This is a genomic window from Exiguobacterium sp. U13-1, from assembly GCF_001750115.1.
GTDB classification, from domain to species: domain Bacteria; phylum Bacillota; class Bacilli; order Exiguobacteriales; family Exiguobacteriaceae; genus Exiguobacterium_A; species Exiguobacterium_A acetylicum.
Window position 1 is genome coordinate 613380 of the sequence record NZ_CP015731.1, and the last position, 25185, is coordinate 638564.

At 47.3% G+C, this 25185-nt stretch carries 25 protein-coding genes; 12 read left to right on the forward strand and 13 right to left on the reverse strand.

What is annotated here, in order from left to right; genetic code table 11:
- Positions 1-54: 54 nt before the first annotated feature.
- Entirely contained in the window at positions 55-222 is a 168-nt protein-coding gene (locus tag ESP131_RS16610; RefSeq protein ID WP_156772481.1) for a hypothetical protein, read from the forward strand.
- 120 nt (positions 223-342) lie between these two features.
- A protein-coding gene (locus ESP131_RS03320; RefSeq protein WP_152548189.1) for an IS3 family transposase occupies positions 343-1505 on the forward strand; the annotation gives its coding sequence in 2 pieces (ribosomal slippage) (positions 343-619 and positions 619-1505; 1164 coding nt in all).
- A 73-nt stretch (positions 1506-1578) separates the two neighbouring features.
- Here the strand turns inward: ESP131_RS03320 and ESP131_RS03325 are convergent.
- The gene (locus tag ESP131_RS03325; protein WP_029343141.1) at positions 1579-1947 is read right to left on the reverse strand and encodes a nuclear transport factor 2 family protein; all 369 of its coding nucleotides are present in this window, start codon (positions 1945-1947) and stop codon (positions 1579-1581) included.
- A 22-nt stretch (positions 1948-1969) separates the two neighbouring features.
- Positions 1970-2452: an Rrf2 family transcriptional regulator gene (locus tag ESP131_RS03330; RefSeq protein ID WP_029343142.1), complete on the reverse strand. Its 483-nt coding sequence runs from the start codon at positions 2450-2452 to the stop codon at positions 1970-1972.
- 208 nt (positions 2453-2660) lie between these two features.
- Between ESP131_RS03330 and cydD the strand changes: the two genes are divergently transcribed.
- The 3 genes from cydD to ESP131_RS03345 all read left to right on the forward strand — a co-directional run bounded on the left by cydD (position 2661) and on the right by ESP131_RS03345 (position 7005).
- On the forward strand, positions 2661-4391 hold the full coding sequence (gene cydD / locus ESP131_RS03335) for a thiol reductant ABC exporter subunit CydD (RefSeq protein ID WP_069940157.1): 1731 nt from the start codon (positions 2661-2663) through the stop codon (positions 4389-4391).
- Positions 4388-6097 (forward strand): thiol reductant ABC exporter subunit CydC, encoded by a 1710-nt coding sequence (gene cydC / locus ESP131_RS03340; protein ID WP_069940158.1) that lies wholly within the window; start codon positions 4388-4390, stop codon positions 6095-6097. Before cydD ends, cydC begins: the two co-directional genes overlap by 4 nt.
- Positions 6098-6363: 266 nt before the next feature.
- Positions 6364-7005 (forward strand): alpha/beta hydrolase, encoded by a 642-nt coding sequence (locus ESP131_RS03345; protein ID WP_029343145.1) that lies wholly within the window; start codon positions 6364-6366, stop codon positions 7003-7005.
- A 37-nt stretch (positions 7006-7042) separates the two neighbouring features.
- Here the strand turns inward: ESP131_RS03345 and kynB are convergent, their stop codons facing one another.
- Genes kynB through kynU form a run of 4 tightly spaced genes read right to left on the reverse strand, consistent with a single transcriptional unit; the run spans position 7043 to position 11210 of the window.
- Positions 7043-7666: an arylformamidase gene (kynB, locus tag ESP131_RS03350; RefSeq protein WP_029343146.1), complete on the reverse strand. Its 624-nt coding sequence runs from the start codon at positions 7664-7666 to the stop codon at positions 7043-7045.
- A 13-nt stretch (positions 7667-7679) separates the two neighbouring features.
- Entirely contained in the window at positions 7680-8519 is an 840-nt protein-coding gene (gene kynA / locus ESP131_RS03355; protein WP_069940159.1) for a tryptophan 2,3-dioxygenase, read from the reverse strand.
- A 23-nt stretch (positions 8520-8542) separates the two neighbouring features.
- Positions 8543-9922: an amino acid permease gene (locus tag ESP131_RS03360; RefSeq protein ID WP_029343148.1), complete on the reverse strand. Its 1380-nt coding sequence runs from the start codon at positions 9920-9922 to the stop codon at positions 8543-8545.
- Positions 9923-9932: 10 nt separating this feature from the next.
- Positions 9933-11210 carry a kynureninase gene (gene kynU / locus ESP131_RS03365; protein ID WP_069940160.1) on the reverse strand — a complete coding sequence of 426 codons (1278 nt, stop codon included), beginning with the start codon at positions 11208-11210 and terminating at the stop codon, positions 9933-9935.
- Positions 11211-11318: 108 nt separating this feature from the next.
- Here kynU and ESP131_RS03370 point away from each other — a divergent pair, with 108 nt between their 5' ends.
- The 3 genes from ESP131_RS03370 to ESP131_RS03380 all read left to right on the forward strand — a co-directional run bounded on the left by ESP131_RS03370 (position 11319) and on the right by ESP131_RS03380 (position 13012).
- Positions 11319-11948 (forward strand): TetR/AcrR family transcriptional regulator, encoded by a 630-nt coding sequence (locus ESP131_RS03370; RefSeq protein WP_069940161.1) that lies wholly within the window; start codon positions 11319-11321, stop codon positions 11946-11948.
- Between the two features lie 49 nt (positions 11949-11997).
- Positions 11998-12450 (forward strand): DUF4385 domain-containing protein, encoded by a 453-nt coding sequence (locus ESP131_RS03375; protein ID WP_069940162.1) that lies wholly within the window; start codon positions 11998-12000, stop codon positions 12448-12450.
- Positions 12451-12517: 67 nt separating this feature from the next.
- Positions 12518-13012: a DM13 domain-containing protein gene (locus ESP131_RS03380; RefSeq protein WP_231925673.1), complete on the forward strand. Its 495-nt coding sequence runs from the start codon at positions 12518-12520 to the stop codon at positions 13010-13012.
- Positions 13013-13063: 51 nt separating this feature from the next.
- Here the strand turns inward: ESP131_RS03380 and ESP131_RS03385 are convergent, their stop codons facing one another.
- The 3 genes from ESP131_RS03385 to ESP131_RS03395 all read right to left on the reverse strand — a co-directional run bounded on the left by ESP131_RS03385 (position 13064) and on the right by ESP131_RS03395 (position 17239).
- The gene (locus ESP131_RS03385; protein ID WP_069940164.1) at positions 13064-14260 is read right to left on the reverse strand and encodes an MFS transporter; all 1197 of its coding nucleotides are present in this window, start codon (positions 14258-14260) and stop codon (positions 13064-13066) included.
- 148 nt (positions 14261-14408) lie between these two features.
- Positions 14409-15449, reverse strand: coding sequence for an acyltransferase family protein (locus tag ESP131_RS03390; protein ID WP_231925674.1), 1041 nt, complete (start codon positions 15447-15449; stop codon positions 14409-14411).
- 17 nt (positions 15450-15466) lie between these two features.
- The gene (locus ESP131_RS03395; protein ID WP_069940165.1) at positions 15467-17239 is read right to left on the reverse strand and encodes a CDP-glycerol glycerophosphotransferase family protein; all 1773 of its coding nucleotides are present in this window, start codon (positions 17237-17239) and stop codon (positions 15467-15469) included.
- Positions 17240-17530: 291 nt separating this feature from the next.
- On the opposite strand from ESP131_RS03395, the gene ESP131_RS03400 reads away from it, so the two are divergent.
- The 3 genes from ESP131_RS03400 to ESP131_RS03410 are packed head-to-tail and all read left to right on the forward strand — an operon-like array spanning position 17531 to position 20500.
- Positions 17531-18244 (forward strand): IspD/TarI family cytidylyltransferase, encoded by a 714-nt coding sequence (locus ESP131_RS03400; RefSeq protein WP_069940166.1) that lies wholly within the window; start codon positions 17531-17533, stop codon positions 18242-18244.
- Positions 18241-19266 carry a ribitol-5-phosphate dehydrogenase gene (locus ESP131_RS03405; protein WP_050677331.1) on the forward strand — a complete coding sequence of 342 codons (1026 nt, stop codon included), beginning with the start codon at positions 18241-18243 and terminating at the stop codon, positions 19264-19266. Before ESP131_RS03400 ends, ESP131_RS03405 begins: the two co-directional genes overlap by 4 nt.
- A gap of 31 nt (positions 19267-19297) precedes the next feature.
- Entirely contained in the window at positions 19298-20500 is a 1203-nt protein-coding gene (locus ESP131_RS03410; protein WP_050677330.1) for a CDP-glycerol glycerophosphotransferase family protein, read from the forward strand.
- A gap of 120 nt (positions 20501-20620) precedes the next feature.
- On the opposite strand, the gene ESP131_RS03415 is transcribed toward ESP131_RS03410, so the two are convergent.
- The 4 genes from ESP131_RS03415 to ESP131_RS03430 all read right to left on the reverse strand — a co-directional run bounded on the left by ESP131_RS03415 (position 20621) and on the right by ESP131_RS03430 (position 24351).
- Positions 20621-21178 (reverse strand): nitroreductase family protein, encoded by a 558-nt coding sequence (locus ESP131_RS03415; RefSeq protein ID WP_069940167.1) that lies wholly within the window; start codon positions 21176-21178, stop codon positions 20621-20623.
- Positions 21179-21302: 124 nt separating this feature from the next.
- The gene (locus tag ESP131_RS03420) at positions 21303-21860 is read right to left on the reverse strand and encodes a hypothetical protein (RefSeq protein WP_023466728.1); all 558 of its coding nucleotides are present in this window, start codon (positions 21858-21860) and stop codon (positions 21303-21305) included.
- Positions 21861-21990: 130 nt separating this feature from the next.
- Positions 21991-23682, reverse strand: coding sequence for a DHA2 family efflux MFS transporter permease subunit (locus tag ESP131_RS03425; RefSeq protein WP_029343158.1), 1692 nt, complete (start codon positions 23680-23682; stop codon positions 21991-21993).
- Positions 23683-23694: 12 nt separating this feature from the next.
- On the reverse strand, positions 23695-24351 hold the full coding sequence (locus tag ESP131_RS03430) for an HlyD family secretion protein (RefSeq protein WP_056064483.1): 657 nt from the start codon (positions 24349-24351) through the stop codon (positions 23695-23697).
- A gap of 192 nt (positions 24352-24543) precedes the next feature.
- Here ESP131_RS03430 and ESP131_RS03435 point away from each other — a divergent pair, with 192 nt between their 5' ends.
- Positions 24544-25149: a TetR/AcrR family transcriptional regulator gene (locus ESP131_RS03435; RefSeq protein WP_051656326.1), complete on the forward strand. Its 606-nt coding sequence runs from the start codon at positions 24544-24546 to the stop codon at positions 25147-25149.
- Positions 25150-25185 lie beyond the last annotated feature (36 nt).

Here is a 25185-nt window from a genome sequence, read left to right on the forward strand (position 1 = left end):
TTTTCCAGTCATTTTCATAAAGAAGAGGGAAGGATTCAAAGGGGAGTGTCGAAGTTGAAGCACATCAGTTTATTTTTGTTGCTGTATACGGCTGTCGTCGTGATGACGTACATCGTGTCACGATTTGCGCCAGACTTGTTGATCTACGTGGTCTATTTCGCCATTGCGTCATTACTTGTCATCACGGGCTATTTGTTGAAACGATTCGTGCTGAAGCGCTAAAAATCAAAAAACCTGTGTTCTGCTTGCGCGGAACTGGGCTAACCTAAAATTTTGAGACAATATAAAACACCTTCGGAGTGGTACACTTTTAAAAAGTACTAACATCGGAGGTGTTTTTGCATGGGCAAAAACGTATATTCAAGTGAAGTGAAATGGGCAGTAGTCAAAGATAAGCTGAGTGGTAAGTTAACGACGAGAGAAATCATGGAGAAGTACGGAATCAAAAATGAATCTCAAATCAAAACATGGATGAGATGGTATCGCTCTAACGAACATTATCGATTTGATCAGCCAATCGGTAAACAATATACCTATGGACATGGTCCAGATTCTGCGAGTGAGGATGACAAGAGAGAACGACAAATGTCACATCTGAAGATGGAAAATGAGATCTTAAAAAAGTACATGGAAATCGAAAGAGAGTTGAGAAAGAAGTAGTCATAAAAATTGTAGAGTTTCTTCGGAGAAAGTATACAATCACCGCCATTCTTAGCGCTTTGAATGTACCAAGAGCAAGCTATTACCGTTGGATTAAGGAATCTGTTAAAGCACCTTCAGTGCTCGAAAAAACCGTCATTGAACTAAGTAAACAGACGAAGTATCGGAATGGACATCGAAAAATAAAGGCATTATTACAGCAAATCTATCAGTTAAAAGCCAATCGGAATACCGTACAGAAAATCATGCAAAAACACCATCTCCAATGTCGGATCAAGCCGAAGCGAAGATGGAAGTCTCAAGGTGAGCGCATCATAACGGCACCGGATCTCATCAAGCGCGATTTCACAGCAAGTAAACCGAATCAAAAGTGGGTGACGGATATCACCTATATCCAATACGGCAGCACGACGAAATATCTTTCCATCATCATGGATCTTTTTAATAACGAAATCGTCGCATACAAGTTATACGAGCATCAACAAACGTCTCTTGTGATTGATACGTTGAAGATAGCGCTTGAGAATCGAAACTATCCCGAAGGGGTCATCCTTCATTCGGACCAAGGAAGTGTCTATACGTCATACGCCTTTCAAGAATTCGTTAAAAGGAATCACCTAACAAGCAGCATGTCTCGTAGAGGAAACTGTTGGGACAACGCAGTTATCGAATCGTTCCACTCTAATTTAAAGTCCGAGGAATTCCAGTACGTCAAATTTAATTCACTAAGAGACCATGAGGTCTCTGAACGCGTTACTAATTACTTAAATTACTATAACGAAGAACGAATCCAAGAAAAATTAGGCTACCTGACACCGAAAAAATACGGTGTACAGGCAGCCTAATCAAGGTTTTTTATATGTGTCTCATATTGCTAGGTCAGTCTAGAACACAGGTTTTCGTTGTTTAAAAGTAATCTTATGAACGGAACATCGTCGGGTCATCTGGAACGTTCTCCAGGTAAGCGATCCGTCCGTTTTCATCAAGACGTGCGATATCTTTTCCGTCTTGCGTGAAGACACTACCGTCTGCCCGTTTTCCGCAAACTGCCCAGCGTGTTTCATATGTTCCTGGTGTTGTTTCTTCCCAGCCTGCGTACATGTGCTTAATGTCTTGATTCGCCGTGAACACATGACGGACGAACTGTTTCCAGGCGTCGATGCCGTGCTTTGGTTGTCCGTTCAGGACGAACGTGATGTCTGTCGTGAATAAGGAAACGAGATCCTCGAAAGCTTGTGCGTCCGTGCGTGACGCGTCGAATAAGTCGAAATAACGATTCAATACCATAGTAAAAACCTCTTTCTATTCATTAAAGTGTCATCATCCGGTCTGTGATTAACGCATGCAACCGTTCTAAATGTTCCGGTGGACAGGAGGCATCGATCGCTTGACGGATCGAGCCGATCGACTCGCGCTTCAACGTCGATTGCCACGCATCTTCTGCCTCTGTCATCAGATTCGAGAGTAGCCCGATTTCCTGTTCCTGAATTCCCATCAAATCCTCAAAGACACCGCTTGACGCATACAACGTTTGTTTGCCCTCGATCGCTTGATAGACGTCAAAGATTTGAATTTCGTCTGCCGGACGTCGTAAGCGAAAGCCCCCTTTGACACCGGGTACGGAATACAATAGATCCGCCTGGACGAGTTTTCGTAAGAGCTTTTGAAAATAGGTTGGCGAGGCACCGAGTTGCTGGCTGATGAATTCACCAGGCAAAACGGCGCGATCCGGAAGAAAGGTCAAGAGCAACATCGCATAGACGGATTGCTCGACCCCGGTTTTCATTTGCATGAGAAGTCTCCTTTCGTTAAACGTGGATAATGTATGTCTATAATAGTTTTATTCGAAAGAACTGTCGAGTCATATGCTCTCACAAAACCGTCACACCTTTTCGACAGCATCTGCATGGCATCCCCGTTCCGGATTCGGTATACTAAATGTACGATATGTGAAAATATTCACTAAAAGTCGTTCACACTTTGTGAAAGGACGTTTGTATATGAATCCATTAAAAGGAATCGTTCAGATTCCACGCAGTATTCTCATTCAATTCATCATTGCGGCTTTCCTGATGGGGGTTGCGGTCGTCGGTCAATCGTACGGCATCGTGTTGACGGTCGATCGAATTTTCCTGAAAGAGCAACCGTTTGAAGCCGTCATTCCGTTACTGCTCGTCGTTCTCGGTATGCTGTTGCTCCGGGTCGCCGTGACGTATTGGAACGGTCGTCTCGGTACGACGTTATCGGCGCACATGAAGCAGGCACTCCGGGAAGCGCTCGTTGCGAAATACACAGGTCGCTCGGTCGAGATGATGCTACAAGGGCAAGCGGGACAGAAGGTCAGTGTCTTGCTCGATGCCGTAGACGAGATGGACAGCTATTACAGTCAATACTTGCCGAAAGTCGTCCAGACGACAATCGTTCCCTTGATGGTCTTGATCGCGGCATTCAGCTATGACTGGATCACCGGTCTCGTCATGATGATCACGGCACCGTTCATTCCGTTGTTTTACATCATCATCGGCATCATGACGCAAAAGCGGGCCGATGCTCAACTCGAGAAGATGACGGCGTTCTCAGGAACGTTTCTTGATACGTTGCAGGGATTGACGACCTTGAAGTTATTTGGTCGCGCGAAACGACAACGTGACGTCATCGAAAAAAGCAGTCTTGATTTCCGGGATGCGACGTTAACGGTCTTGAAGCTCGCTTTCTTGTCGTCGCTGATGCTTGAGTTCATCTCGATGCTCAGCATGGGAATGATCGCACTTGAGGTCAGTCTGCGCTTGATTCTGTTCCAAAGCATCACCTTCATTCCGGCGTTCCTGATGCTCGTGTTAGCACCAGAGTACTATCTTGCCTTAAAAGAGATGGGGGCTGCCTTCCATACCGGACGCGGTAGTGTCGCGGCAGCGAAACAGATCGCAGCCGAACTGACGGCAGACGATCGTCCCGTTGCCTTCGGTCAATCAGAACTTTCGATGAACCGTCCACCACGAATCGTCTTGGATGAAGTTGATTTTACGTATCAAGAAGGACGTTTTGCCTTACAAGACGTGACACTCGCGATTGAACCATATCAAAAAGTGGCGTTGATCGGTCGCAGTGGTGCCGGTAAGTCGACTGTCTTACAGTTGATTGCCGGACTCGCGGATCCAAAAGAAGGACGGATTCTGCTCGACGGAATCGAGCGCAGTCAGGTGGCGGAAGCGAGCTGGTTCCGTCAGTTGAGCTACATCTCGCAGCATCCGTATCTGTATGCCGGAACGCTGGCAGAAAACATCGCAATCGGTGAACTCCGTCAAGCGACACCGGAAGAGATTTTTGAGGCGGCGCAGGTGGCAGGGCTCGAGGAGCTGATTGCGACGTTACCTGAAGGGATCGACACGGTGATCGGAGAAGGTGGACATGGTCTATCAGGTGGCGAGAAACAGCGCGTTGCGTTGGCACGCGCGTTCTTGAAACGACCGAACGTCATCGTCTTTGATGAACCGACGACAGGACTCGACGTCAAAACGGAGCGACTGCTTCAACAAGCGATCGAACAGCTTGGACAAGCAGCGACAGTCATTACTGTCGCACACCGCCTGCATACGATCGAGCGCTCAGATCAAATCGTCGTCCTCGATGGCGGACGAATCGTCGATCGTGGCACTCACGATGAACTGCTTGGACGTGATTCGGAATATGCTCGGATGCGTAGCGTCCAGAGAGGGGAGGAAACACGATGAAGGAACTACTAGGAGTCTTTCGGTTGATGGTGCATCAAAAACGCGATATCGCCTGGTCGATCTTCTTCGGTGTCCTCGCCGGGGTGACAGCGGTCGGTTTATTCGCAGCAAGTGGTTACCTGATTTCAAAGGCAGCCTTGTTGCCACCAATCCAGACACTCGCCGTCCTGATTGCCCTGCAAAAAATCTCGAGTCTGACGCGTGCTGTCAGTCGGTATGCGGAACGTTATTATTCGCACCGAGCGACGTTTACGATCCTCAGTGATATCCGGACGTCGTTCTACCGGAGACTCGAGCCGCTTGCACCCGGTATTTTCGGGAAGTACCGAAGTGGGGACTTACTTGCCCGAATCGTTGGGGACGTCGAGAGTCTGCAAAATACGTTTTTACGTGTCCTTTATCCACCGATCGTCTTGTTGCTCGTCTTCTTCTGTACGATCTTTTTCGTCAGTTTCTTCTCGTGGACGATTGCTGGGATTCTATTGCTTGGTCTGATTCTGACCGGTTTCTTGATTCCAGGTTGGTTCGCGTACCGCGAACAACGTTTCGCACGTTCGGTCCGTGTCCGACGCGGTGATCTGTCGACAGAAGTGACGGAGTTGTTCCAAGGCTATCGCGACTTAAAGATTTACCAGCAACTCGATCAAAAAGAACAGGACTTGAATGCCGTCGCAAAACGGTATGTCGAGGAAGAAAAACGGAATGGTTTACATGCTGTTTCGAACCTGGCCCTGAATACGATGGTGACGCTGATCATCTCTTGGCTCGTTCTGGGTGTCGGTGCCTATCTCGTCGCGAGTGGACAACTCGAAGGTGTATTCCTCGCTTTACTCGTCATGACATCGCTGACGGTCTTTGAGAATGCAGCACCGATGGCGATTTTACCAGGCTTTTTCGAAGATAGCCGGCATGCTGCGAAACGACTCGATGAAGTCGTGACCGAGCAAGAGGAGCCAACTTACGACACGTTCGTTCTCGATCAGGCACCATCCTTTGAAACGAACGCGTTGACGTTCACTTTCCCTGATGCACCGCGTCCGGTCTTACGTGACGTCACCGTCGCGATTCCTGCCGGCAAGAAGACGGCGATCGTCGGGGCGAGTGGCTCCGGGAAATCCACGTTACTTCAATTGATGCTACGGATGTATCCGACGGATGGATTAACGATTGCTGGTCAAGACAGTCAGACGGTTGATCCGGAAGGACTTTGGCAACACGCGAATGTTGTCTTGCAACAGAATCATTACTTTTATGGAACGCTTCGTGACAATCTATTGCTCGCGAACGAAGAAGCGGCGGACGAGGCAATGCGTCAAGCACTTGACGATGTTGGATTAACGACGTTTGAATTGAACGACCGTGTATTTGAAAAAGGCGAGAACTTGTCTGGAGGAGAAAAACAACGCTTAGCGATTGCCCGTGTGCTCTTGCGGGAAGCGTCGCTTTACTTGCTTGACGAACCGACGTCTTCCGTTGATGCTTTGACGGAACAGATGATTCTTACACGACTGTTTGAACGGGCAACGGATGCGACACTTGTCCTCGTTAGCCACCGATTAGCAGGTCTTGAAGCGATGGATCAAATCATCGTCATGGATCAAGGTCACGTCATCGAAGTCGGAACGTATGCCGAATTGATGGCGCGACAAGGAGCGTTCTATGAATTAAAACAAGTCGAACAGTCTGTGTTTGCTCCGATTGGATAATAAGTAGTAAAAGATAAAAGGTAATCAACAAATGTTTGACGAACAGAAGGTCGTTTTCCGAATGAAAAATCGGAAAGCGACCTTTTTTGTTAAATGGGAGAAGAAGCAGATTCATCTTTGACTCCTATAGGAAAAGAAAGCAAGGATGATACAAGCAGATAGTTTCTTACATCACACTACTTCTTCATGAAATAAGAAAGAGTCAAAAAGACATGACAGCCCACTTCTGAAATGGTAAAGTCTAGAAAAAAGTGTGGAGGGATTTCATGAATATTGAACAATCATCTATCGTCGTCGATCAAACGACCATTTCATATGATCATTTTCAAATGGGATCCAAACAAGTCTGCTTCTTGATTTCGGGAGCATCGTACCTATACGATCATCCTTACTTCTACTACAGCCGGATGGCACTACTAGCTCGAGGCATCGATGTCGTCTGTATTCACTATGTAACGGAAGAGCTTTTTTCGATGACGGACGCAGAATCGAATGCCTGTATGACACGCCGGGTCGACGCCGTCGTCTCAGAAGTGCTGGCGACACATCCATACGAAAACGTTCAGTTCATCGCAAAGTCGTTAGGAACGATTCCGCTAGCGGCATTACTTGCTAAGCCAAGTCTACAGACAGCACGCATCGTCTTCTTAACACCCGTTCTTGAAGCCGAAGTAGTCGAACAAATCGCCACCTCGTCGCAAACTGGACTCCTTGTCATCGGGACAGCTGATAAGTTTTATGATGAAGCGGCGCTTGAAACGTGTCGTACCTCGCAACTGACGATTGATGTCATCGAAGGAGCGAATCATTCCTTGGATCAAGGATTCGAGGTCAATCAATCACTTGCGGTTCTCGGACATATCGTTCGTCAAATCGAAGCGAGTTTATTTGAACCGCTCCATAAGTAAAAAATCCGTCCAGCAGAGAGTCTGCTGGACGGATTTTTTAGTATGGACGAAGTAAGGCACGAACGGGACTACCGTCGCCATCAACGAGCGGGAGCGGGACGGCGTTGAGGTGGTAATCACCAGGCGTGATCGCATCAAGGACGAGTCCTTCGAGGATATGGACTCCATGCTGCGCCAGTGCGTGATGGGCGGCCATTTCCTTACTATCGATTGCATCGACGCTTGGTAAGTCGAGACCAATCAGCGAAATCCCGAGTTCCCCAAGACGTTCAGCAAGACTTGGCGTCAAGACGGGAATCGTTTCTGGGAAAGTTGATTTGTCGATCCAACCATCCGTTTTAATGATCAAGCGCTGGACGTCATTTAGCTCAAAGCCATCTAAATCAGCGGCTGTGATTTCTGTACGACCTGGTAAGTAAATGACGCGCGCATGTCCGATATAGAGATCTGGATCAAGGTCGATGATTTTTTGTCCGGCATCGTCAAAATGAAACGGCGCGTCGACGTGGGTGCCGGTATGCAGACTCATCGTTACTTTACCGACATTGACGGAACCGGTGTCTGCCTTATTCCATGTCAGTGTCGCTTCAAATGGTGTATCGCCCGGCCACGTTGTGACGTGGCGATCAAGTGGTTGTGAAACATCAATCCATCGTGTCATCGCTGCATCCTCCTCATAATGTCGTGCGGACCGACCACAGTTCCGGGAAAAATCTGTGGTCAAGCACACGTCGTAGATAACTGACACCAGACGAACCGCCTGTTCCTGGCTTTTGTCCGATGATCCGTTCGACGGTACTCATATGGTTAAAGCGCCACATCTGTTGCTGGCTCCCGATATCGAGTAGTTTTTCACCGAGTTCATACAGATCCCAGTATTGTTCGACATCACGATAGACGGTCGCCCAAGCTGCTTCGACACTTTCATTCGGCGTCCAGTCCTGCGTGACATCACGCTCAAGGACGGATTCGTCGATGGGTAGCCCATGGCGCGCCATCGCCCGGATCGTTTCATCGTAGATGCTTGGTGTCTTCAAATCTTCCAGCAACATTGGATAGAGTGTTTCGTCATGCGCATAAACTTTTAGCATCTGCTCATTCTTGAAGCCGAGCGCGAATTCGATTTGGCGGTTTTGATACGACTGAAAACCGGATGAGTGACCAAGCGCGTCACGGAATTCAAGATATTCGGCAGGGGTCAAGGTCGACAAAACATTCCACGACTGAATTAGCTGGTGCTGAATCTTTGAGATGCGTGCGAGCATCTTAAACGATGATTCGAGATCATCGTTTGCGACGGCTTGCGTCGCTGCACGCATCTCATGCAGGATCAGCTTCATCCAGAGTTCGCTCGTCTGATGAATGATGATGAAAAGCATCTCATCATGATGCCCCGATAAGCGATGTTGACTCGAAAGCAATGGATCTAGTTGCAAATAATCCCCGTAGGACATATCTTTCTTAAAATCCGTTTGAATCGATGCTTCAATAGACGTAGGATCTGTCTTTGTCATTCCCGTTCATCCCCTTTATTGAATTAATTTAGTTTTCGTTTTTCAGCGGTCTGCGGTTGTTCCGGATGCGCCCGTTTCCAGAAGAAATAGGCGATCGATAAGAACACTAACCACGGTACACCAAACTTCAAGACGATTTGGAAATCCGTGAACCATGTCGTCAGTACGAGTGCGAATAACAACAATGCACCGAGGGCAGTCAGATACGGATAACCCATCATCCGGACCGGTAACGTCCGTCCACCTTCACGTTCCCATGCTTTACGGAAGTAGAGGTGGGAGATGAAAATCATGAACCACGTGAAAATTGCTCCGAACATCGATATCCCCATCATGAACGGATAAGAGACACTCGACTGGCTGCTGATGATCCCCGCGAGAAAAATCCCGAGCGTTGATACGGCGAGTGCGAAGAGTGGAACACCTTTTCGATTCAAACGACCAAATACTTTTGGCGCATACGTTGCTTTAGATAACGAATACATCATCCGTGTCGAAGCATACAGCTGACTGTTCATCGCAGACAGCGCCGCCGTCAGGATGATGAAGTTCATGATGCCGCCTGCATACGGAATCGATAGCATCTCCATTACTTTAACGAATGGACTTTGATCGACGCCGCCTGCTTGTTGCCACGGGACAATCATCAACATCAAAGCAATCGTGATGACATAAAACGTCGAGAGACGGAAGACTGTTGCTTTTAATGCTTTCGGTACAGCGACATCTGGGTCCTTCGCTTCACCGGCAGTTACGGCAATCAATTCCGTTCCGAGGAAGCTGAACAGAGAGATGAAGATTGCGATCCAGAGACCTGAAAAGCCGAACGGCATGAAACCACCGTCATTCGTGAAGTTTTGCGGACCAATCTCAGGACTTGGGCTACCGATGACCAAGTAGGCACCGAGCAAAATGAATAGCAAGATGGCACTGATTTTAATGACTGAGAACCAGTATTCGAAGGTTGCGAACGTATTGACTGTCGTGGCATTGATGTAAATCAACGCGGCAGCGAATACGAGAATCCAGACGACCCCGGGAACGTCCGGGAACCAGTATTTCATATAGATCGAAATCGCACTGACTTCAACGCCAATTGCAAGAACGTTTGCAATCCAGTACGAATAGCGGACGAGAAAACCCGCATATGGACTAATGTATCGTTCGGCAATCGTACCGAACGAGCCAGATGTCGGATGGGCGACCGTCATTTCAGCCAGACAGCCCATTAAAAGTAAGACGATGAAGGCACCGACTGCGTAACTGATCAAAACGCTCGGTCCGGCAAGCCCGATCGCGAGCCCACTTCCGAGGAAGAGACCAGTTCCGATCGCACAGCCCATTGCAATCATCGTAAGTTGACGTGTCTTGAGTTCACGCCGTAGTTCAGTAGGTTGTTCCATGGTGTACTCCTTAAGCAACGACTTCGCGTTCATTTGCGAAACGTTCGTATTCTTTATCTTCCATGATTCGTTTGAGTGTCGCGACGACGTCATAGACATCGGTAAACGTATTGTAGAGCGCGACGGGTGCTAGACGAACGATGTTCGGTGCTCGGAAATCGGGGATGATTCGATTTTCCTTGAGTGCTTTACAGATCCGTGCCGCTTCCGGGTGCTCGAGGCTGAGATGCGCCCCACGGCGTTTATCGTCGATCGGGTTTCCGATGACAAAACCGTACGGTGTGAGCTCCTGCTCGACAAGTTCCATCATGTACTGTGTCAGCGCGAGTGACTTCGTCCGGACGGCTTTGATACCGACTTCGTCAAACATCTCTAATGCACCGATTTGTGGAGCGAGACTTAAGACGTGTGGTGTCCCGATTTGGAATGCCCCGGCATGCGCCGCCGGTGTCATCGTGTGATCCATGTCGAACTGCTTATCCTTGCGTGAACCAAACCAGCCCGTCAGACCAGGCAACGTTCCGAAATGACGTTCGTGGACGAATAATCCACCGACCGTTCCAGGACCACCGTTCAAGTGTTTGTAATTACACCAGTAGGCAAAGTCGACATCCCAGTCATGGAAAGCGTGGGGAACAGCTCCGACAGAATGACAACCATCAAAACCAATCAGGATGCCACGGTCGTGTGCCGCTTTCGTCAAACGCTCCATATCGAGAATTTGTCCACTTCGGTAAAGTACCGCCGGCAAGACGATCAACGCGATATCGTCCGTCATCGCAGCGATGATGTCGTCTTCTTCTAAAAAGCGACCGTCACGACTTGCTACTTGGACGAGGTGTGTCTCCGGATCGAGTCCACGTAAGCGAAGTTGGCTTTGAAGGGCATAGATGTCCGACGGGAATGTCAGCGCATCCGCTAAAATCTTATCTCGTCCTTCCGTCGGTTGGAAGAATGTCGCGACGAGTTGGTGGAGATTGACGGTCGTCGAACCAGTGACCATGACTTCTTCTGCTTGTGCGCCGACGAGCGGAGCGTTGAGAGCAGCGAGACGTTCCGATAATTCGAACCAAGGATGACGTCCTTTCATCCAGCCATCGATCCCGAGTTCTTTCCAGTCTGATAGCGACTCGAGCAACGTCTTCTCGGCACGCTTCGATAATAAACCGAGCGAGTTTCCGTCCATATAGATACTACCCGGTTGCAGATAAAACTCATCACGATAAGCAGATAGTGCATCGTGCTCATCCCGAGCAACAGCATCGGTCCGTTTTGCTTGCAGTGTCATACGTCATCCTCCTCAAATGAATGCTCAATCAATTTTGACAAAAGCGTAGCAAACAAATTGACATTGTGTCAATATTATCGAATAGAGAAAACAAAAGGAGTGAAGGACATGTCATCTTCTCAACCAGAAAAAATCGATAAACGTCATCTGCGTACGGTGCGGACACGCGAGAAACTGTTGAGTGCGGCACGTGACGTCTTCTTAGAACAAGGGTTTCAAACGGCAACGATTTCACAAATCATTAAACAAGCTGGCGTCGGTTACGGAACCGCTTATGTCCATTTTGAAGGGAAAGATGAGCTACTCGTCGTTTTAATGGAAGATGTCATGAGCCGTTTCCATGCGATCGCGGAACGAACATTCGAACCGGCGACACCGATGGAGGCAAAGGAACGCATCGTGACCCAAGCAACGGATTTCTTACGTCTCGCGGAAGAAGAACGAGCGATGCTACGGATCGTCGAGCAAGCAATCGGCGTGTCTTACATCGTCCGTGCAAAATGGAAAGCGATTCGGGAACGGTTCATCGATCGGATCAGTCAGGATATCCAGTACGCGCAAGAGACAGGACTTGCACGGCAAGATGTCGACCCGAAACTCGTCGCCCGTGGTTGGTTCTTCGCGAACGAGATGTACTTATTCGAAGTCGTCCGTGAAGAGGCGACGGCCACGATTGAAGAGATTGCACACGTCTTAGCGACGATTTATACACAAGGACTCTACCGGATCGAGGATTGATGAACGGACGGGAAGGGAACGTTTCGAAGTAGAAGGGAGCGTGACCGGGATGGCGTTTGATTACGATCTCGATTTCAAGACGACGGATTTTCGTAAGGAGCCGGAAAAGTACCGGGTTGGACGCGGGGAGCAAGGGGTCTTACTCGTCGAACCTTATAAAAGTGAGATTTTGCCGCATTGGCGTTTTAAGACACCGGACATCGCGAAGGAATCGTCCGAGAAAATTTATGAGATGTATTTAGCTTATAAAGAAGACGGAGACTTCGTCGGCATGGATATGGCGCGGAAGTTCATTCAAATGGGACATACGCGCGCACGACGTTACGCGAACTATAAGGGTGGACGAAAATACAAAGATAAAGAGAAAAACGAATTGCACACACGCGAGATCGACGAAGAAAAAGCGAAATCCGCTGCGATCTTCCAAGAAAAATGGGATTTGATCCGGGTGGACGAAGAGTATTTAGCGTTAAAACGGGAACATCAAAAACAATACGGTTAAATGAATGGTCGCGATTCTCTAATAGAGGAATGGAGTAGGAGCGGTGCGAACAGGATCGAAAATTATTGTGGGAATCGTCATTGTTTTCGTACTAGCTTTAGTTTGGTGGCTCGCATCACCACTTTTTTTGAATGAATCAGTCGATGAAGGACTGCCGCCAGGTTCTTCGACAGTGAAACAAAAGGAGGAGGAAAGCATTCCCGAAACGTCACAACCTTCTCCGGAAGAAACAGAAACTGAATTATCAGGTACATTCATGAACGGTGAAAAAAATTACAAAACATCAGGGGACGTTAAGACGCTAACTGAAGACGATACGTTGTATCTGCGTTTTGAAGATTTTCAAACGACAAACGGTCCAGATTTGTTTGTGTATTTAGTAGAGCCTGGTGAAGATACAGCAGATGGAATTCGTCTCGGTGCTTTAAAAGGGAATCAAGGGAATCAGAACTATGTGATTCCAAAAGACGTAGATTTGACGAAACATAGCCGTGTCGTCATTTGGTGTCGTGCCTTTGATGCTGACTTTGGAACAGGTGATTTAAAAGCAAGGAACGAATGAAAAAGCAATGCACTTCCGAATAAAAAGTCGGAAGTGCATTGCTTTTTGATGTTAAGAAGTTTGTTCGACTTTTTTAATTAAACGCGATTGACGTTTTTGCCAGATGAACGATCCGATGAACGTCACGACGAGGAAGATCAGACCAAGTGCGAACGGATAGAGAATGTTGACGTCATACAGGATACCTGCAAGCGTCGGTCCGAGCACGTTCCCGATGCTCATGTAGGCGTTGTTCATTCCCATAGCAAAGCCTTGCTCATTACCAGCGAGCTTTGAAATCATTGTATTCAAGACAGGACGTAAAATTGACGTCGCAAGGAAGATGACAAGGGTAATTGCAAAGAATCCACCGTAACTTGATGTCAACAATGATAAGAAGAAACCAAGTGCCGCAATGAACAGGAACAGGTTCAAGACCTTTCCTTCTCCGAGACTACGTGACAGCTTATCGACGATGAAGATTTGAGCAATGACGCTGATGATGCCGGTCGACGTCACCATGATCGCGATGTCTTTCGGTGAAGCGCCGAATTGGTCGTCAACGAATAGACCAAGTACTGATTCGTATGCCATGAGACCAAAGCTCATAACGAGTGTAATGACGAGCGGGACGAAGTATGGTTTCTTAAACGACGTTCCGAGTTTCTTGAGCATCGACCCTTCATCGGGTGCCATCGCTGTTGCATCGTGTTGTTCGCTTTCTTGAAGCAACAAGACGCTGAACAAGACGGCTGCACCTGAGACGATCGCTGAGACGAGTAACGGCAATTTTAAGTCATACTCGGCAAGGAAACCACCGATTCCTGGACCGATGACGATTCCGAGTGACATCGCAGCCGAGACGTAACTGTTTCCTTTTGCGCGTTGATCCATCGTCGTGATGTCCGCGACGTAAGCAAAAATTGCTGGGATCAGGAGGGCAGCACCGGCACCACCAATTGCGCGCGAGATGTAGAGAACCGTGACGGAGTTTGAGAAATAGAAGACAAACATCGAGAGCGTCAAGCCGATCAATCCATAGATGATCATCTTGCGACGACCGTATTGGTCCGCCCATTTTCCGGCAATCGGTGACATGACGAGCTGTGCTCCGGCAAAAATCGCAATCATTAATCCAGCCGCCGTTCCCCCCTGTCCAATCGAAGCTAAGTAAGCGGGTAGAATCGGAATGATAATCCCGAAGCTCCCGACCGCAATAAACATATTGATCATGAGGACCGTTAATTTTTTTCGTTGATCCGCGTGCAAGGGGACCCCTTCTTTCGACCCGCTTTCTGTAGGCGGTTATTTGTTTCACCTTCATTATCTTAGATTCAAGCTAAAGGACCTGTCAATGTAGACGAGTCGAGGATTTGAAAAAGACCCCATCCCTCGAGTGGATAGAGTCTGTTCAGATTTATTGTTCTTTTTTTAATAACCATTTGATGTTCGGTGATAGCAACGGTCGGAAGATCGTCACGACGGGGCGACTCGACAGCAACCAGACGAATCCGGTAGCGAGCAAGAAGGACAGTCCAATCAGTAACAGTGGCGACTCCGTAATGGCTGGCGGAACCGAATCACGGAATAAACGGACGATGAACGAGTGAATCAAGTAGATCGCAAGTGTCTGGATGCCGATCTGGTCGAATCGATCTCCAAATGACCGATGCGGCACGAGCAACAAGACCGAGAAAATCATGATCGTACTGACGGCATAGAGGAACAGTTGAATTGCTGCTCCCTTCAGAAGCGAGACTTCAAATTCCCCGTAGGTGTCGCGGTAGAATAGCCAGACCGTATCAAATCCGTTTTTCGTCCAGACAATCATGAAGATGATAATCAAGAGAGAGACGATCAGACCGGTCAGTCGACCGATGGGTGCTGTCATCTGTTTTCGCCAGCCGGCGTCAGTTAACCAACCGCGCTCTTTGACGAGATAACCCATCAAGAAGAACGGATAAAAACTGACGACTTTTTGTAACGACAGGAAGTTCGTGATTGAATCTGGATTGGCATTGATCAATAAGGCAAACAAGATACTGACGATCAGCGGAAAACGCATCACCTGGAATGCGGGTGTGACGGTCTGCCAAATGATGATCCCGAGCAGGTACCAAAGCGTCCAATTCGGAACGAGCGGATGGAGTAATCCATCGAGCATCTCACTTAAGGAATCATCCTGCGTGTAGGACAAATAGATTTCGTGAATCGATTGCCAGATGAAATACAGGGCAACGAAGGCGAGGATCCGTTTAGGTCGAACTTGCTTGAAAAAGTAGCCGCTCATGAAGATAAAAGCGGGCATGTGCAACAGGTAAATGACGTTATACGCCATCCGGACGCTATCGTTTCCGGGTAAATCACGGAATGTCTCGATCAAGTGACCAAAGACGACCATGAAAATGAGTAAGACCTTATAGTTCCCAAGCCAATGATCGTACGTAGGGGTAGTCACTGGTTTGATAGGAGCAGTCATTTGTTCTCACCTAGCAGAATTTGATCAACGAACCGGGCACTCGATTTCCCGTCCTGATGTTCAAAGAAATATTCTGCGAATGCTTTGACGTTATGCATTTCAAAGTCTTTGTTTTTAATCCGTTCAATCAACTCTTCCGATGTTTTGACGATTGGACCCGGAACGAATTCCTCGAAGTCGTAATAGAAATCACGTTTTGAGATGTAGTCCTCAAGGTCATACGCGAAGAACAACATCGGTCGATTCAATAGGGAGAACTCGAAGCAAGTCGATGAGTAATCCGTAATCAAGATGTCTGAGACGAACAGCAACTCGTTGATTTCACGATGATCCGTCAGATCGAGGAAGAAGTCAGCGTAAACTTCAGGAATCTCCATCCGGCGGCGGATGAATGGATGCAGTTTCAGAACGAAGACGTACTCCTCATGAAGTGCTTCGTACAGCGCATCGAGATCAAGTTGATCAAAATCATAATAGGCACTCTTCGCACCATTTCCTCGGAACGTCGGCGCGAACATGATGACTTTCTTTTGTTTGAAAACTGGATATTCTTCATAGATACGTGCTTTCGCTTCCTCAATGAACGGTTGATCGAAGAACATATCCGTCCGTGGAATACCGGTCGCGATGACTTGATCTTCGCGTAAACCGAATCCTTCTGCGTAATGACGAGCGACATTATGGGAGCTGACGATGGCTTTCGTATAGTTCCGGTGACTAAGCGAGTTCGCGCTTGGACCACCTGGTTTTCCGAGGCGGCTGTAACCGAATGTCTTGAAGGCACCAACGGCATGCCAGACTTGAACCAGATCACTGCCTTTACGAATATTCAACGGATAGATCATCGGATAGAAGTCATCGACAAGAATCGTCTTTGCTGTCGCTAAGTGGTACGGCAACGTAAATTTATCGCGCCAATCGCGACGAGACTGAAGGTTCGGCTTGAAGAAGGTCTTCACATCGAGATCGAGATTGCGACGCTCGACCTCATCCAAGATATAAGCAAAGTTCCCACTGATATCACTCCGAGAATCCGAAGCGAGGATGACTTTATTCTCTTGGATCGGTTGCGTCCATTTCGTGACGTTATAAATCGCCTTAAAGGTAAAACGACGGAACTTGAACGCGCGCTTCTTCATATTCTTCTTCCACTTCTTATAGCGATCGATGACTTGGATTAGACGTTTCGATTCGCCTTTCTTCAGGGAATGGAAACCTAAAGAGTTGCTGTATTCCGAATACTGCACGACAAGTTCGTACTCGAGCAAGATCAAGGCGTTACTATGTTTTGTATCGACGCGGTAAGCGACTGGGATTAACGAACGCGTATCACCAAAAGGCGCTTCATGTAAAATCGTCTGCCCTTGAACGATGGCGAAGAACGCATCAAAATAGCCCATCGGTAATGGACGACCTGTCGTTGTGATGTGATTCAGGTTCAATTCGCCTGTAAAGAACTCTTCCGTCCAGTCTCTTTCGAACGGAAAGCGGCAAATGAACGTCCGTTTGTTTCGTTTATTACGGAAGACGATGGCACGTTCGAGAGGCACCAACGCTTCAGCAGGTTCGGACTGGATGTAATCATCGCCCGGCTCCTCAAGTTCAGGTTGCTGTTGCGATACAGGATTTTCAAATAACGTTTGTTCGGCACGCAAAAAATCAGTCAACCCGCTCAAACGTGCTTCGAAACGAAACGTCGTTCCGGCTAACTCCAAGTAGGTGACCTCAGCATGTAAAGTAGGCGCAAGTGTCTCTTCTGTCAAAACCATCTCTCCTCGCTCGAATAATTACATTACATTTACACAATAATGATAAAATTTTAAAATCCATGTGAACGTAGTATAGTGAAACTAGAAATCACCACTCATTATATCGTGAGACATTAAAATTGATAGGGATTTCTTTATTTTTTGTGTTTTTGTAAAATAACACTTCAACACAGACTGCATCATTACACATACCCTGAACGTTAGGGAGAGAAAACCGAAACACGATTATTTCATAAGGGAGGGAAGCAGGTCGTCTCGTTTGGAAGAAATAACGAGACACTGCGCCAGAAGATGATTTATGCAGCCATTTTAGCTGGAGGAAAAGGAACACGGATGGGGAATGTCGATCGACCGAAACAATTCTTATCGATCGGAGAACGTCCAATCATCGTCCATACAGTAGAAAAATTCCTATTACATGAGGAGTTTGACCGCATCATCATCGTCACACCGACTGCTTGGATTAACTATACGCGCGATATTTTGGAGAAATACATCGGAAAAGATGACCGCCTCGTCATTACACCGGGTGGACAGGATCGAAATGAATCGATCATGGCAGCCGTGAACTGGATCGAAGAGAAAAACGGTCTGTCTGAGGAAGATATCATCGTCACACACGACGCCGTCCGTCCGTTCTTGACGCACCGCATTATTAAAGAAAACATTGAAGCAGCACAAGAATTTGGCTCATGCGACACAGTCATTTCAGCAATCGATACGATCGTCGCTTCAACGAACGGTAAAACGATCACGGATATTCCGGTTCGTGATCAAATGTATCAAGGACAGACACCACAAAGTTTCCAGATCACGAAGTTGAAATCGCATTATGAGTCGCTTTCGACGGAAGAACGAGCGATTTTGACGGATGCGTGTAAGATCCTTCTTCTGAAAGGGGAAGATGTCGCGCTCGTCACGGGCGAACTGTTCAATATTAAAGTGACGACACCATACGACCTACGGATTGCGAATGCTATCTTGAAGGAGCGGATTCATCAATGATTAACCAAGTCTATCAACTCGTCGCCCCGCGTCAAATCGAAGTGACATATGATGAACGGTCATTGAATACCGATCGTGTCGTCGTGCGTCCCACGTATTTATCGATTTGTCACGCGGATCAACGCTACTTCACGGGTAGCCGTAGTGCGGAAGTATTGGCGAAAAAATTACCGATGGCCATGATTCATGAAGGCATCGGAAAAGTCGTGCATGATCCGAGTGGAACATTCAAGAAGGGAACACTCGTCGCGATGGTTCCAAATACACCGACGGAAGAAGATGACATCATCGGTGAAAACTATCTACGAACGAGTCGTTTCCGTTCGAGTGGATACGATGGCTATATGCAAGACTACGTGTTCTTAAAAGCAGACCGCCTTGTCGAGGTACCGGCTGATCTTGACCCTGAAGTCGCGGCATTCACTGAGCTCGTCAGTGTATCGGTCCATGCCTTGACTCGTTTCGAAAAGATTGCCCATCCTCGTCGAGAGACATTTGGAGTGTGGGGTGACGGGAACCTTGGCTTCATCACAGCACTTTTGCTACGTAAGTTGTATCCGGAAGCGAAATTACTCGTCTTTGGTAAAACTCAGTCGAAGCTTGACTATTTCTCGTTTGCAGACGAGACGTACCACATCGATCAGATTCCAGCCGATGTCTCCTTCAACCACGGTTTCGAATGTGTTGGGGGAATTGGCAGTCAATACGCGATTAATCAGATGATCGACTACATCATTCCGGAAGGCACGATGGCGTTACTCGGCGTATCAGAAGATTCCGTCGCGATCAACACACGGATGATTCTTGAAAAAGGACTTCGTGTCTACGGATCAAGTCGGAGTACACCGGCTGATTTCGCACGGACGATGGAGTTATACCAAACACATCCTGACATTCCAGCTTATTTATCGAACCTTGTCTCAGGTGTGTTCCAAATCCGACAAATCGAAGATATTCATAAAGCGTTTGAAAATGATTTGACGAACCGGTTCGGAAAGACGGTCATGGAATGGTGCATGTAACGATGTGCGCTAAAAAAGAGGAGAATCGTCTATGAAACAAAAAATTCGGTTATTGCAACGACGGACGGTCCACTATCTGCTTGCTATGACGTACTGGTTGACGAAACAGTTACCGATTCAACCGAAAAAAGTCGTCTTTGCGACGTATCGTTCCGATCGTCTTGTCGATAACTTTCGTGCCGTCTACGATGAACTAGAACGACGCGACTTAGGGTATGAATACGTTTTTTTGTTAAAGCGATTCCCTCAATCGTTGGCGGGGCAAATTCAATATGTCTTTCATATGATGCGAGCGACGTACGAATTAGCGACTGCTCGTTACTTCATCATCGATGATTATTATTACCCTGTATATGTGTCGTCCTTACGGGAAGGGACAGAAGTCATTCAGCTATGGCATGCCTGTGGAGCCTTTAAAAAGTTCGGCTATAGTGTGCTTGATAAATCCTATTCGCCGGATGATGATTATTTGAAGATGGTCCAGATTCACCGGAACTATAGCAAGGTCTATGTTTCCGGTGAAGCATGTATCGCACCATATGCGGATGCTTTCGGAATGGAGCAGAAACGGATCTACCCATTAGGGGTTCCACGGACGGATCAGCTATTGAACACAGCACGCCAAGCCCGTGTTCGAGAAAAGTTGTATGACCGATATCCAGAATGGCGCAAGAAACGAATCATCTTACTCGCGCCGACGTTCCGAGGAAATGGACAAACAACGGCACATTACGATCAAGAGCTCGATTTTGAGAAGTTCCGTCGTGAGCTTGGACCGGATACAGTCCTCTTGCTTCGCATGCACCCGTTTGTTCTCAATCCACCAGTCGTACCGGACGCGTATGCGGATCAAATCATTAACATGACAGACTATCCGGACATCAATGATCTGATGCAGATTGCGGATATTCTGATTACGGATTATTCGTCTGTCATCTTCGAGTTTGCCTTGTTGCAAAAGCCGATGATTTTCCTCGTCAACGATCTGCAGTCGTATAAAGCAGAACGCGATTTCTATTTCCCATATGAAACTTTTGTACCGGGACCAATCGTGTCGACGTTCGAAGACGTCATCGCTTGGATTAAACGTGGGCAATTCGATACACATAAAATTGAGACATTCGCGAATCAGTTCTTTACGTATCAGGACGGAGAAGCGACCAAACGAATCGTCGATCATATGTTATATGACACGATTCCAGAGGCGCCTGTCTATACGAAAACGCCAGTGTGAATACAGAAAAACGTTCCGATTGCGTCTCCGTTTGGGGAGAGAGACGTCATCGGAACGTTTTTATTTTTGAATTGGGGCTTGATTGGCGCGAGCAGGGGTAGCTCGCAGAATGCGCACCTCTTAAAAGTGCGTCAACTTGTCCTTTGCGGACGTTCTCGGTTTGACAGGTGGAACGATGGCAGGCCAACCGATTTGAATGACACCGAGAACGCGTTCGTTTTCAGAAGCGTCAACGAGTGAGGCATACTCTGGTGTGAACCAGTGTTTCCCGCTCTTCCAGCAACAACCAAGACCTCGTTCTGTTGCTACCAATTGCAGATTTTGAATCATCGCAGCTATTGCAAGTGTATCCTCTAGCTGTTGATCTGGTGTCCCTTGTACCTGACAAAGTACCGTTAAATAAACCGGGACTTCCCGTAATTTTTGTTCAGCCTGTTGACGTTGTTCAGACGTTTTCGTCTCGAATTGACCACGTGCTGTCAGCAATTCCATCAAGGCATCGACATACCGTGTTTGTCCGTCTTCGATTGCGAGAACAAAGCGCCAAGGCTCTCGTAATTTATGATTCGGGGCATAAATCGCCGTGTCGAGTAATGCTTCTACCAATTCGACCGGAACGGGTTGTTCCGTATAGGACCGGATCGACCGGCGTGTTTCAATCACTTGTTGGGCATGCATCCGTTTCATCTCCTCACTGAGTACTTTTTCACTATAAATGATAACGATTATCATTGTCAATGTTATTTGTCAGAAAACAAAAAAGACGATTCCCAAGAGGAAATCATCTTTCGTTAGATTCGGATTAAGAAGCTTTTCGTTCCTCGTCTTGATCTTGAGCAACAGTCGTTAGTTTCTTTTTCATAAGACGAATCCGGTATAGGGCAAATAGATAATGGGCGAAATAGATCGTAAAACCAAGGAAAATCGTCAGTGCTACATGAATTTGAACGCCGGGAACAGCATGAAGCTGAATGAAGAGCAAGACAGCCATTGCCATCGTATAAAGCACCATTTCCACCGATTGTGGCATGACGCGTTGACGTTTTAAGAAAAAGGAACGCATAAGTGGCAGGACGACGAGACTGACGAGACGATCAACCAGTCCGATGACGAGGACGCTGATCACCATCGCTAAACCATTTTCAAAAGCGATTAACCGTGGGAAGACAAGATAAGTGACGAGTAATAGTGGTCCAACTAATAAAAAGATTGAAATCGAGGCACGTGCGAATACGAAGAGCCCGTTGACACTTGTTAAAAAGGCACGAACGATCTTTTGTGACCAAGGGGATGGTCGACCAACTTGCCAAGCAAAACAACAAGCAAAGATGAACGCATAAAATTGCAGAAAGGCAACCATAAAGCATCTCCTTTAGATATGAAACTCATTGTCCCTAGTGTATCGATTTTAAGGCTGAAGTGCAAAGAAGAACTTTTCGTAAAGTATAAGAAAAGACCAGCTGATAGGACATCAACTGGTCTGTCGTCAATCAATCCAGATTCGGTTCTTTTTTTCCGTGCAAGAAGAAGGACAGAATCAGTGCAAGCGCAGATAAAACGGTCGCAATCCAGAACGCATCGGTGATCCCTTGGATTGTTGCTTGTTTCGTCAGCATCGTAAACCAACTCGTCGAAGCGGCTTGTGAGCTACCCAGCTGTTGTCCAAGATCGTTTAAATGTTGCGAAAGCGTTGGGTCGAGCGTCGTGAACTGATTCGCGTCGTCTGCCAAATGAGCCGTCGTTTGACGGGTCATGACGGTGACGAGAATCGCGGTTCCGATAGATCCAGCGACTTGACGGAGTGTGTTTTGCGTCGCGTTTCCGTGTGGGATCATCTTCATCGGTAAGGCATTCATACCGGCAGTCATGATCGGCATCATGATGAACGCCATACCGAATGACCGAAGCATGTAGATCCCCATGATGGAGTAATACGACGTATCCATGTTCAATTGCGTCAGTTCCCATGTTCCGTAGGTCATTAACGTCAAACCGAAGATGGCAAGTGGACGAATACCGAAACGGTCAAATAACCGACCGGCAATCGGTCCGGTGATTCCCATGATCAGTGATCCGGGTAAGAGGAGCAGACCGGAGTCGACCGGTGAAAAACCGCGAATGCTTTGAAGGTAAATCGGCAAAAGTAACATCCCGCCGAACAAAGCCATCGTGACGATGACGTTGATGAAGAGGGTGAACGAAAATTCCGGTACCTTTAACACACGAATATTCAACATCGGATCTTCCATCGACAGCTCACGCATCGCAAAAGCGGCAATTCCAATTAAGCCGATGACGATCGTGCTGATGACGATCGGGCTATCCCAGCCGTCATTCCCGGCTTCACTGAATCCGTAAAGGAGACTCCCGAATCCGATCGTACTGAATAAGACGCCCAGTGCATCAAAAGAAGGTTTCGAGAGGGGCTGTGTCAGTCGGAACCAGGCAGCACCAAGTAACAATGTCACTAATCCAAAGAACGACATCGCGTAAAACATGACGTGCCAATCATAGTTTTGGATGACATATCCCGTGATCGTAGGTCCGACAGCAGGAGCGAGAATCATCGCGATTCCAAGCATCCCCATGGCAGCTCCGCGCTTATGCGGTGGGAACAACGTCATGAAGACGTTTGATCCGAGTGGCATCAAAATACCAGCCCCCGCTGCCTGAACGACACGACCGATCATCATGACCGGGAAGTTCATTGCCATCGAACAAATGATGGATCCGAAGAAAAAGAGCGTCATCGAAGCGAGGAACAGCTGGCGGAACGTATAGCTTCGCATCAAAAAGGCACTGATCGGAATCAAAATCCCGTTGACGAGCATGAAGCCTGTCGTCAACCACTGGGCAGTGGAAGTCGATACGTTGAAATCATTGATTAGAACCGGTAACGCGACATTAATCAACGTTTGGTTCAAAATAGCAATGAACATACCGATTAGTAAGACCGTCAGTACTTTCGGAATACTGACGTTTTCAGTCGATACCTGTTTTGAAGGTGTTGCGACTGGTGGTGTCACGGTCATCGTCGGTTCCGTCTCGAGGGATTCCTCAAGTGTTGGTCCGTCAGTCGCCAGTGCCATGTCGGATGGGCGACTTCGACGGGCAATCCAGTTGACGCCGATGATGATCAGAATCGTGAACGCACTGTATCCGAACAAGAAGGTAGTAGACATGAACGTCCCTCCTTAATCCTTATGAATGCGGACGGTCACATTCATACCAGGTCGAATGTCGAGTGATTTTTCTTGCGAGAGTGATACTTTAACGGGAATGACTTGTGCGACTTTCGTGTAGTTCGCGTTTCCGTTTGAAGAAGGCATCATTGAGAACGTAGAAGCCGTCGTCATCCCGATTTGCTCGACTTCACCAGAAAGTGTCGTGTCCGGGTAGCTGTCGACATAGACATCTACTGTTTGTCCGACTTTGATTTCATCGATTTCTGTTTCTTCGATGTTCGCTGTGACCCAAAGGTCGTTTAAGTCAAATCCGTAAGCAAGTGGTGTACCTGCTGCGACGAAGCCATTCTTTGTCGCCATCGACTGAACGATTGTTGCTTTCGCAGGCATCGAAACAGAAAGATCTGTCGGTTTTTGTCCAGCTTGTGCAGTCATGATGTGACCAAGTGTTGCACCGCTGTCGAGCGATTCGCCTGTTTTTGCCGACCAGTCTGTTAATTTACCGGCGCTTGGACTCGCAATCGTTATCATTTTGCCATCGATTTTTGCATTGTCTGTTTTGACATAGCTCGTTGCTTGATCGTAATAGTAGTATCCGACAACACCACCACCAATCAAAACGATGAGTGTCACGATATTGATGATTAATAGTTTTTTCATACTCATGGGTGTGTTTGCATCCTTTCTTGTGTACAATCGATTCAAAAAAAGTACTCCTCTGGGGGGAGGAGTAATTAATATAGTTAATTATATGGATAGTTAGGTAACAAACAACCGACAATTTCCGACAAAATGTCGGAAAAATAGATGATAACGGATTCATTAATGAAAAGATGATGAAAAAGGAGTGAAATATGGATGAATGAGAGCCGTGATCCTCGACCAAAACGGTCACGTGACCGTATTACAATGGTATTATTTCGTTTACTGAAGACGCACAGCTTCTCAAGTATTACGGTCAAAATGTTGACGGATGGAGCCGGTGTGAACCGTTCGACCTTCTACGCACACTATACGGATAAGTATGATTTGCTTGACCAAATCGTTGAGGAGCAAATGAAGGCACTTGAACAAGCGATTCGGATCACCGGTACAGGAACTGCCTTTCCGACAGTCGAGCAGGTGAGTCGCTATTTTGCTCGGTTGTTCATTCATATCGAAGAAAATGAATTATTCTATCAGACGATGCTTGTTCAAGGACCGATCAAAACGTTCATCTCGCGCTTTCTCGATACGTTGAAAGAGAATTACCGACTAATGTTTCGACCGCAAATCACAGAAGAAGCTACGTTCGTCGATCGGGACTTATTATTAAACTATGTCATTGGTGGACAGTTGGGATTGTTGATTTCTTGGTTACGAAACGGTCGACCGTATTCATCAGAGTATATGGCAGAACAATTAAGTCGGATGATCGTCTTTGGAACAGTAGAAAGCATCGGTTTTCCTAAAGAGCCGGAATGAAGACGTAAAAAAAGACACTTCCCTACGGAAGTGTCC

What these genes read in the sequence shown, in the direction of transcription:
- kynA (WP_069940159.1), bottom strand. Translation starts at nt 8,519, where the DNA reads ATGACAAAGACAGATCCTACGTCTATTGAAGCATCGATTCAAACGGAT.
- ESP131_RS03395 (WP_069940165.1), bottom strand. Translation starts at nt 17,239, where the DNA reads ATGGTTTTGACAGAAGAGACACTTGCGCCTACTTTACATGCTGAGGTC.
- kynU (WP_069940160.1), bottom strand. Translation starts at nt 11,210, where the DNA reads ATGACACTGCAAGCAAAACGGACCGATGCTGTTGCTCGGGATGAGCAC.
- ESP131_RS03415 (WP_069940167.1), bottom strand. Translation starts at nt 21,178, where the DNA reads ATGCATGCCCAACAAGTGATTGAAACACGCCGGTCGATCCGGTCCTAT.
- ESP131_RS03375 (WP_069940162.1), top strand. Translation starts at nt 11,998, where the DNA reads ATGGCGTTTGATTACGATCTCGATTTCAAGACGACGGATTTTCGTAAG.
- ESP131_RS03420 (WP_023466728.1), bottom strand. Translation starts at nt 21,860, where the DNA reads ATGGTTGCCTTTCTGCAATTTTATGCGTTCATCTTTGCTTGTTGTTTT.
- ESP131_RS03330 (WP_029343142.1), bottom strand. Translation starts at nt 2,452, where the DNA reads ATGCAAATGAAAACCGGGGTCGAGCAATCCGTCTATGCGATGTTGCTC.
- ESP131_RS03425 (WP_029343158.1), bottom strand. Translation starts at nt 23,682, where the DNA reads ATGTCTACTACCTTCTTGTTCGGATACAGTGCGTTCACGATTCTGATC.
- ESP131_RS03430 (WP_056064483.1), bottom strand. Translation starts at nt 24,351, where the DNA reads ATGAGTATGAAAAAACTATTAATCATCAATATCGTGACACTCATCGTT.
- cydC (WP_069940158.1), top strand. Translation starts at nt 4,388, where the DNA reads ATGAAGGAACTACTAGGAGTCTTTCGGTTGATGGTGCATCAAAAACGC.
- cydD (WP_069940157.1), top strand. Translation starts at nt 2,661, where the DNA reads ATGAATCCATTAAAAGGAATCGTTCAGATTCCACGCAGTATTCTCATT.
- ESP131_RS03405 (WP_050677331.1), top strand. Translation starts at nt 18,241, where the DNA reads ATGATTAACCAAGTCTATCAACTCGTCGCCCCGCGTCAAATCGAAGTG.
- ESP131_RS03360 (WP_029343148.1), bottom strand. Translation starts at nt 9,922, where the DNA reads ATGGAACAACCTACTGAACTACGGCGTGAACTCAAGACACGTCAACTT.
- ESP131_RS03410 (WP_050677330.1), top strand. Translation starts at nt 19,298, where the DNA reads ATGAAACAAAAAATTCGGTTATTGCAACGACGGACGGTCCACTATCTG.
- ESP131_RS03325 (WP_029343141.1), bottom strand. Translation starts at nt 1,947, where the DNA reads ATGGTATTGAATCGTTATTTCGACTTATTCGACGCGTCACGCACGGAC.
- ESP131_RS03370 (WP_069940161.1), top strand. Translation starts at nt 11,319, where the DNA reads ATGTCATCTTCTCAACCAGAAAAAATCGATAAACGTCATCTGCGTACG.
- ESP131_RS03435 (WP_051656326.1), top strand. Translation starts at nt 24,544, where the DNA reads ATGAATGAGAGCCGTGATCCTCGACCAAAACGGTCACGTGACCGTATT.
- ESP131_RS03400 (WP_069940166.1), top strand. Translation starts at nt 17,531, where the DNA reads ATGATTTATGCAGCCATTTTAGCTGGAGGAAAAGGAACACGGATGGGG.
- kynB (WP_029343146.1), bottom strand. Translation starts at nt 7,666, where the DNA reads ATGACACGATGGATTGATGTTTCACAACCACTTGATCGCCACGTCACA.
- ESP131_RS03345 (WP_029343145.1), top strand. Translation starts at nt 6,364, where the DNA reads ATGAATATTGAACAATCATCTATCGTCGTCGATCAAACGACCATTTCA.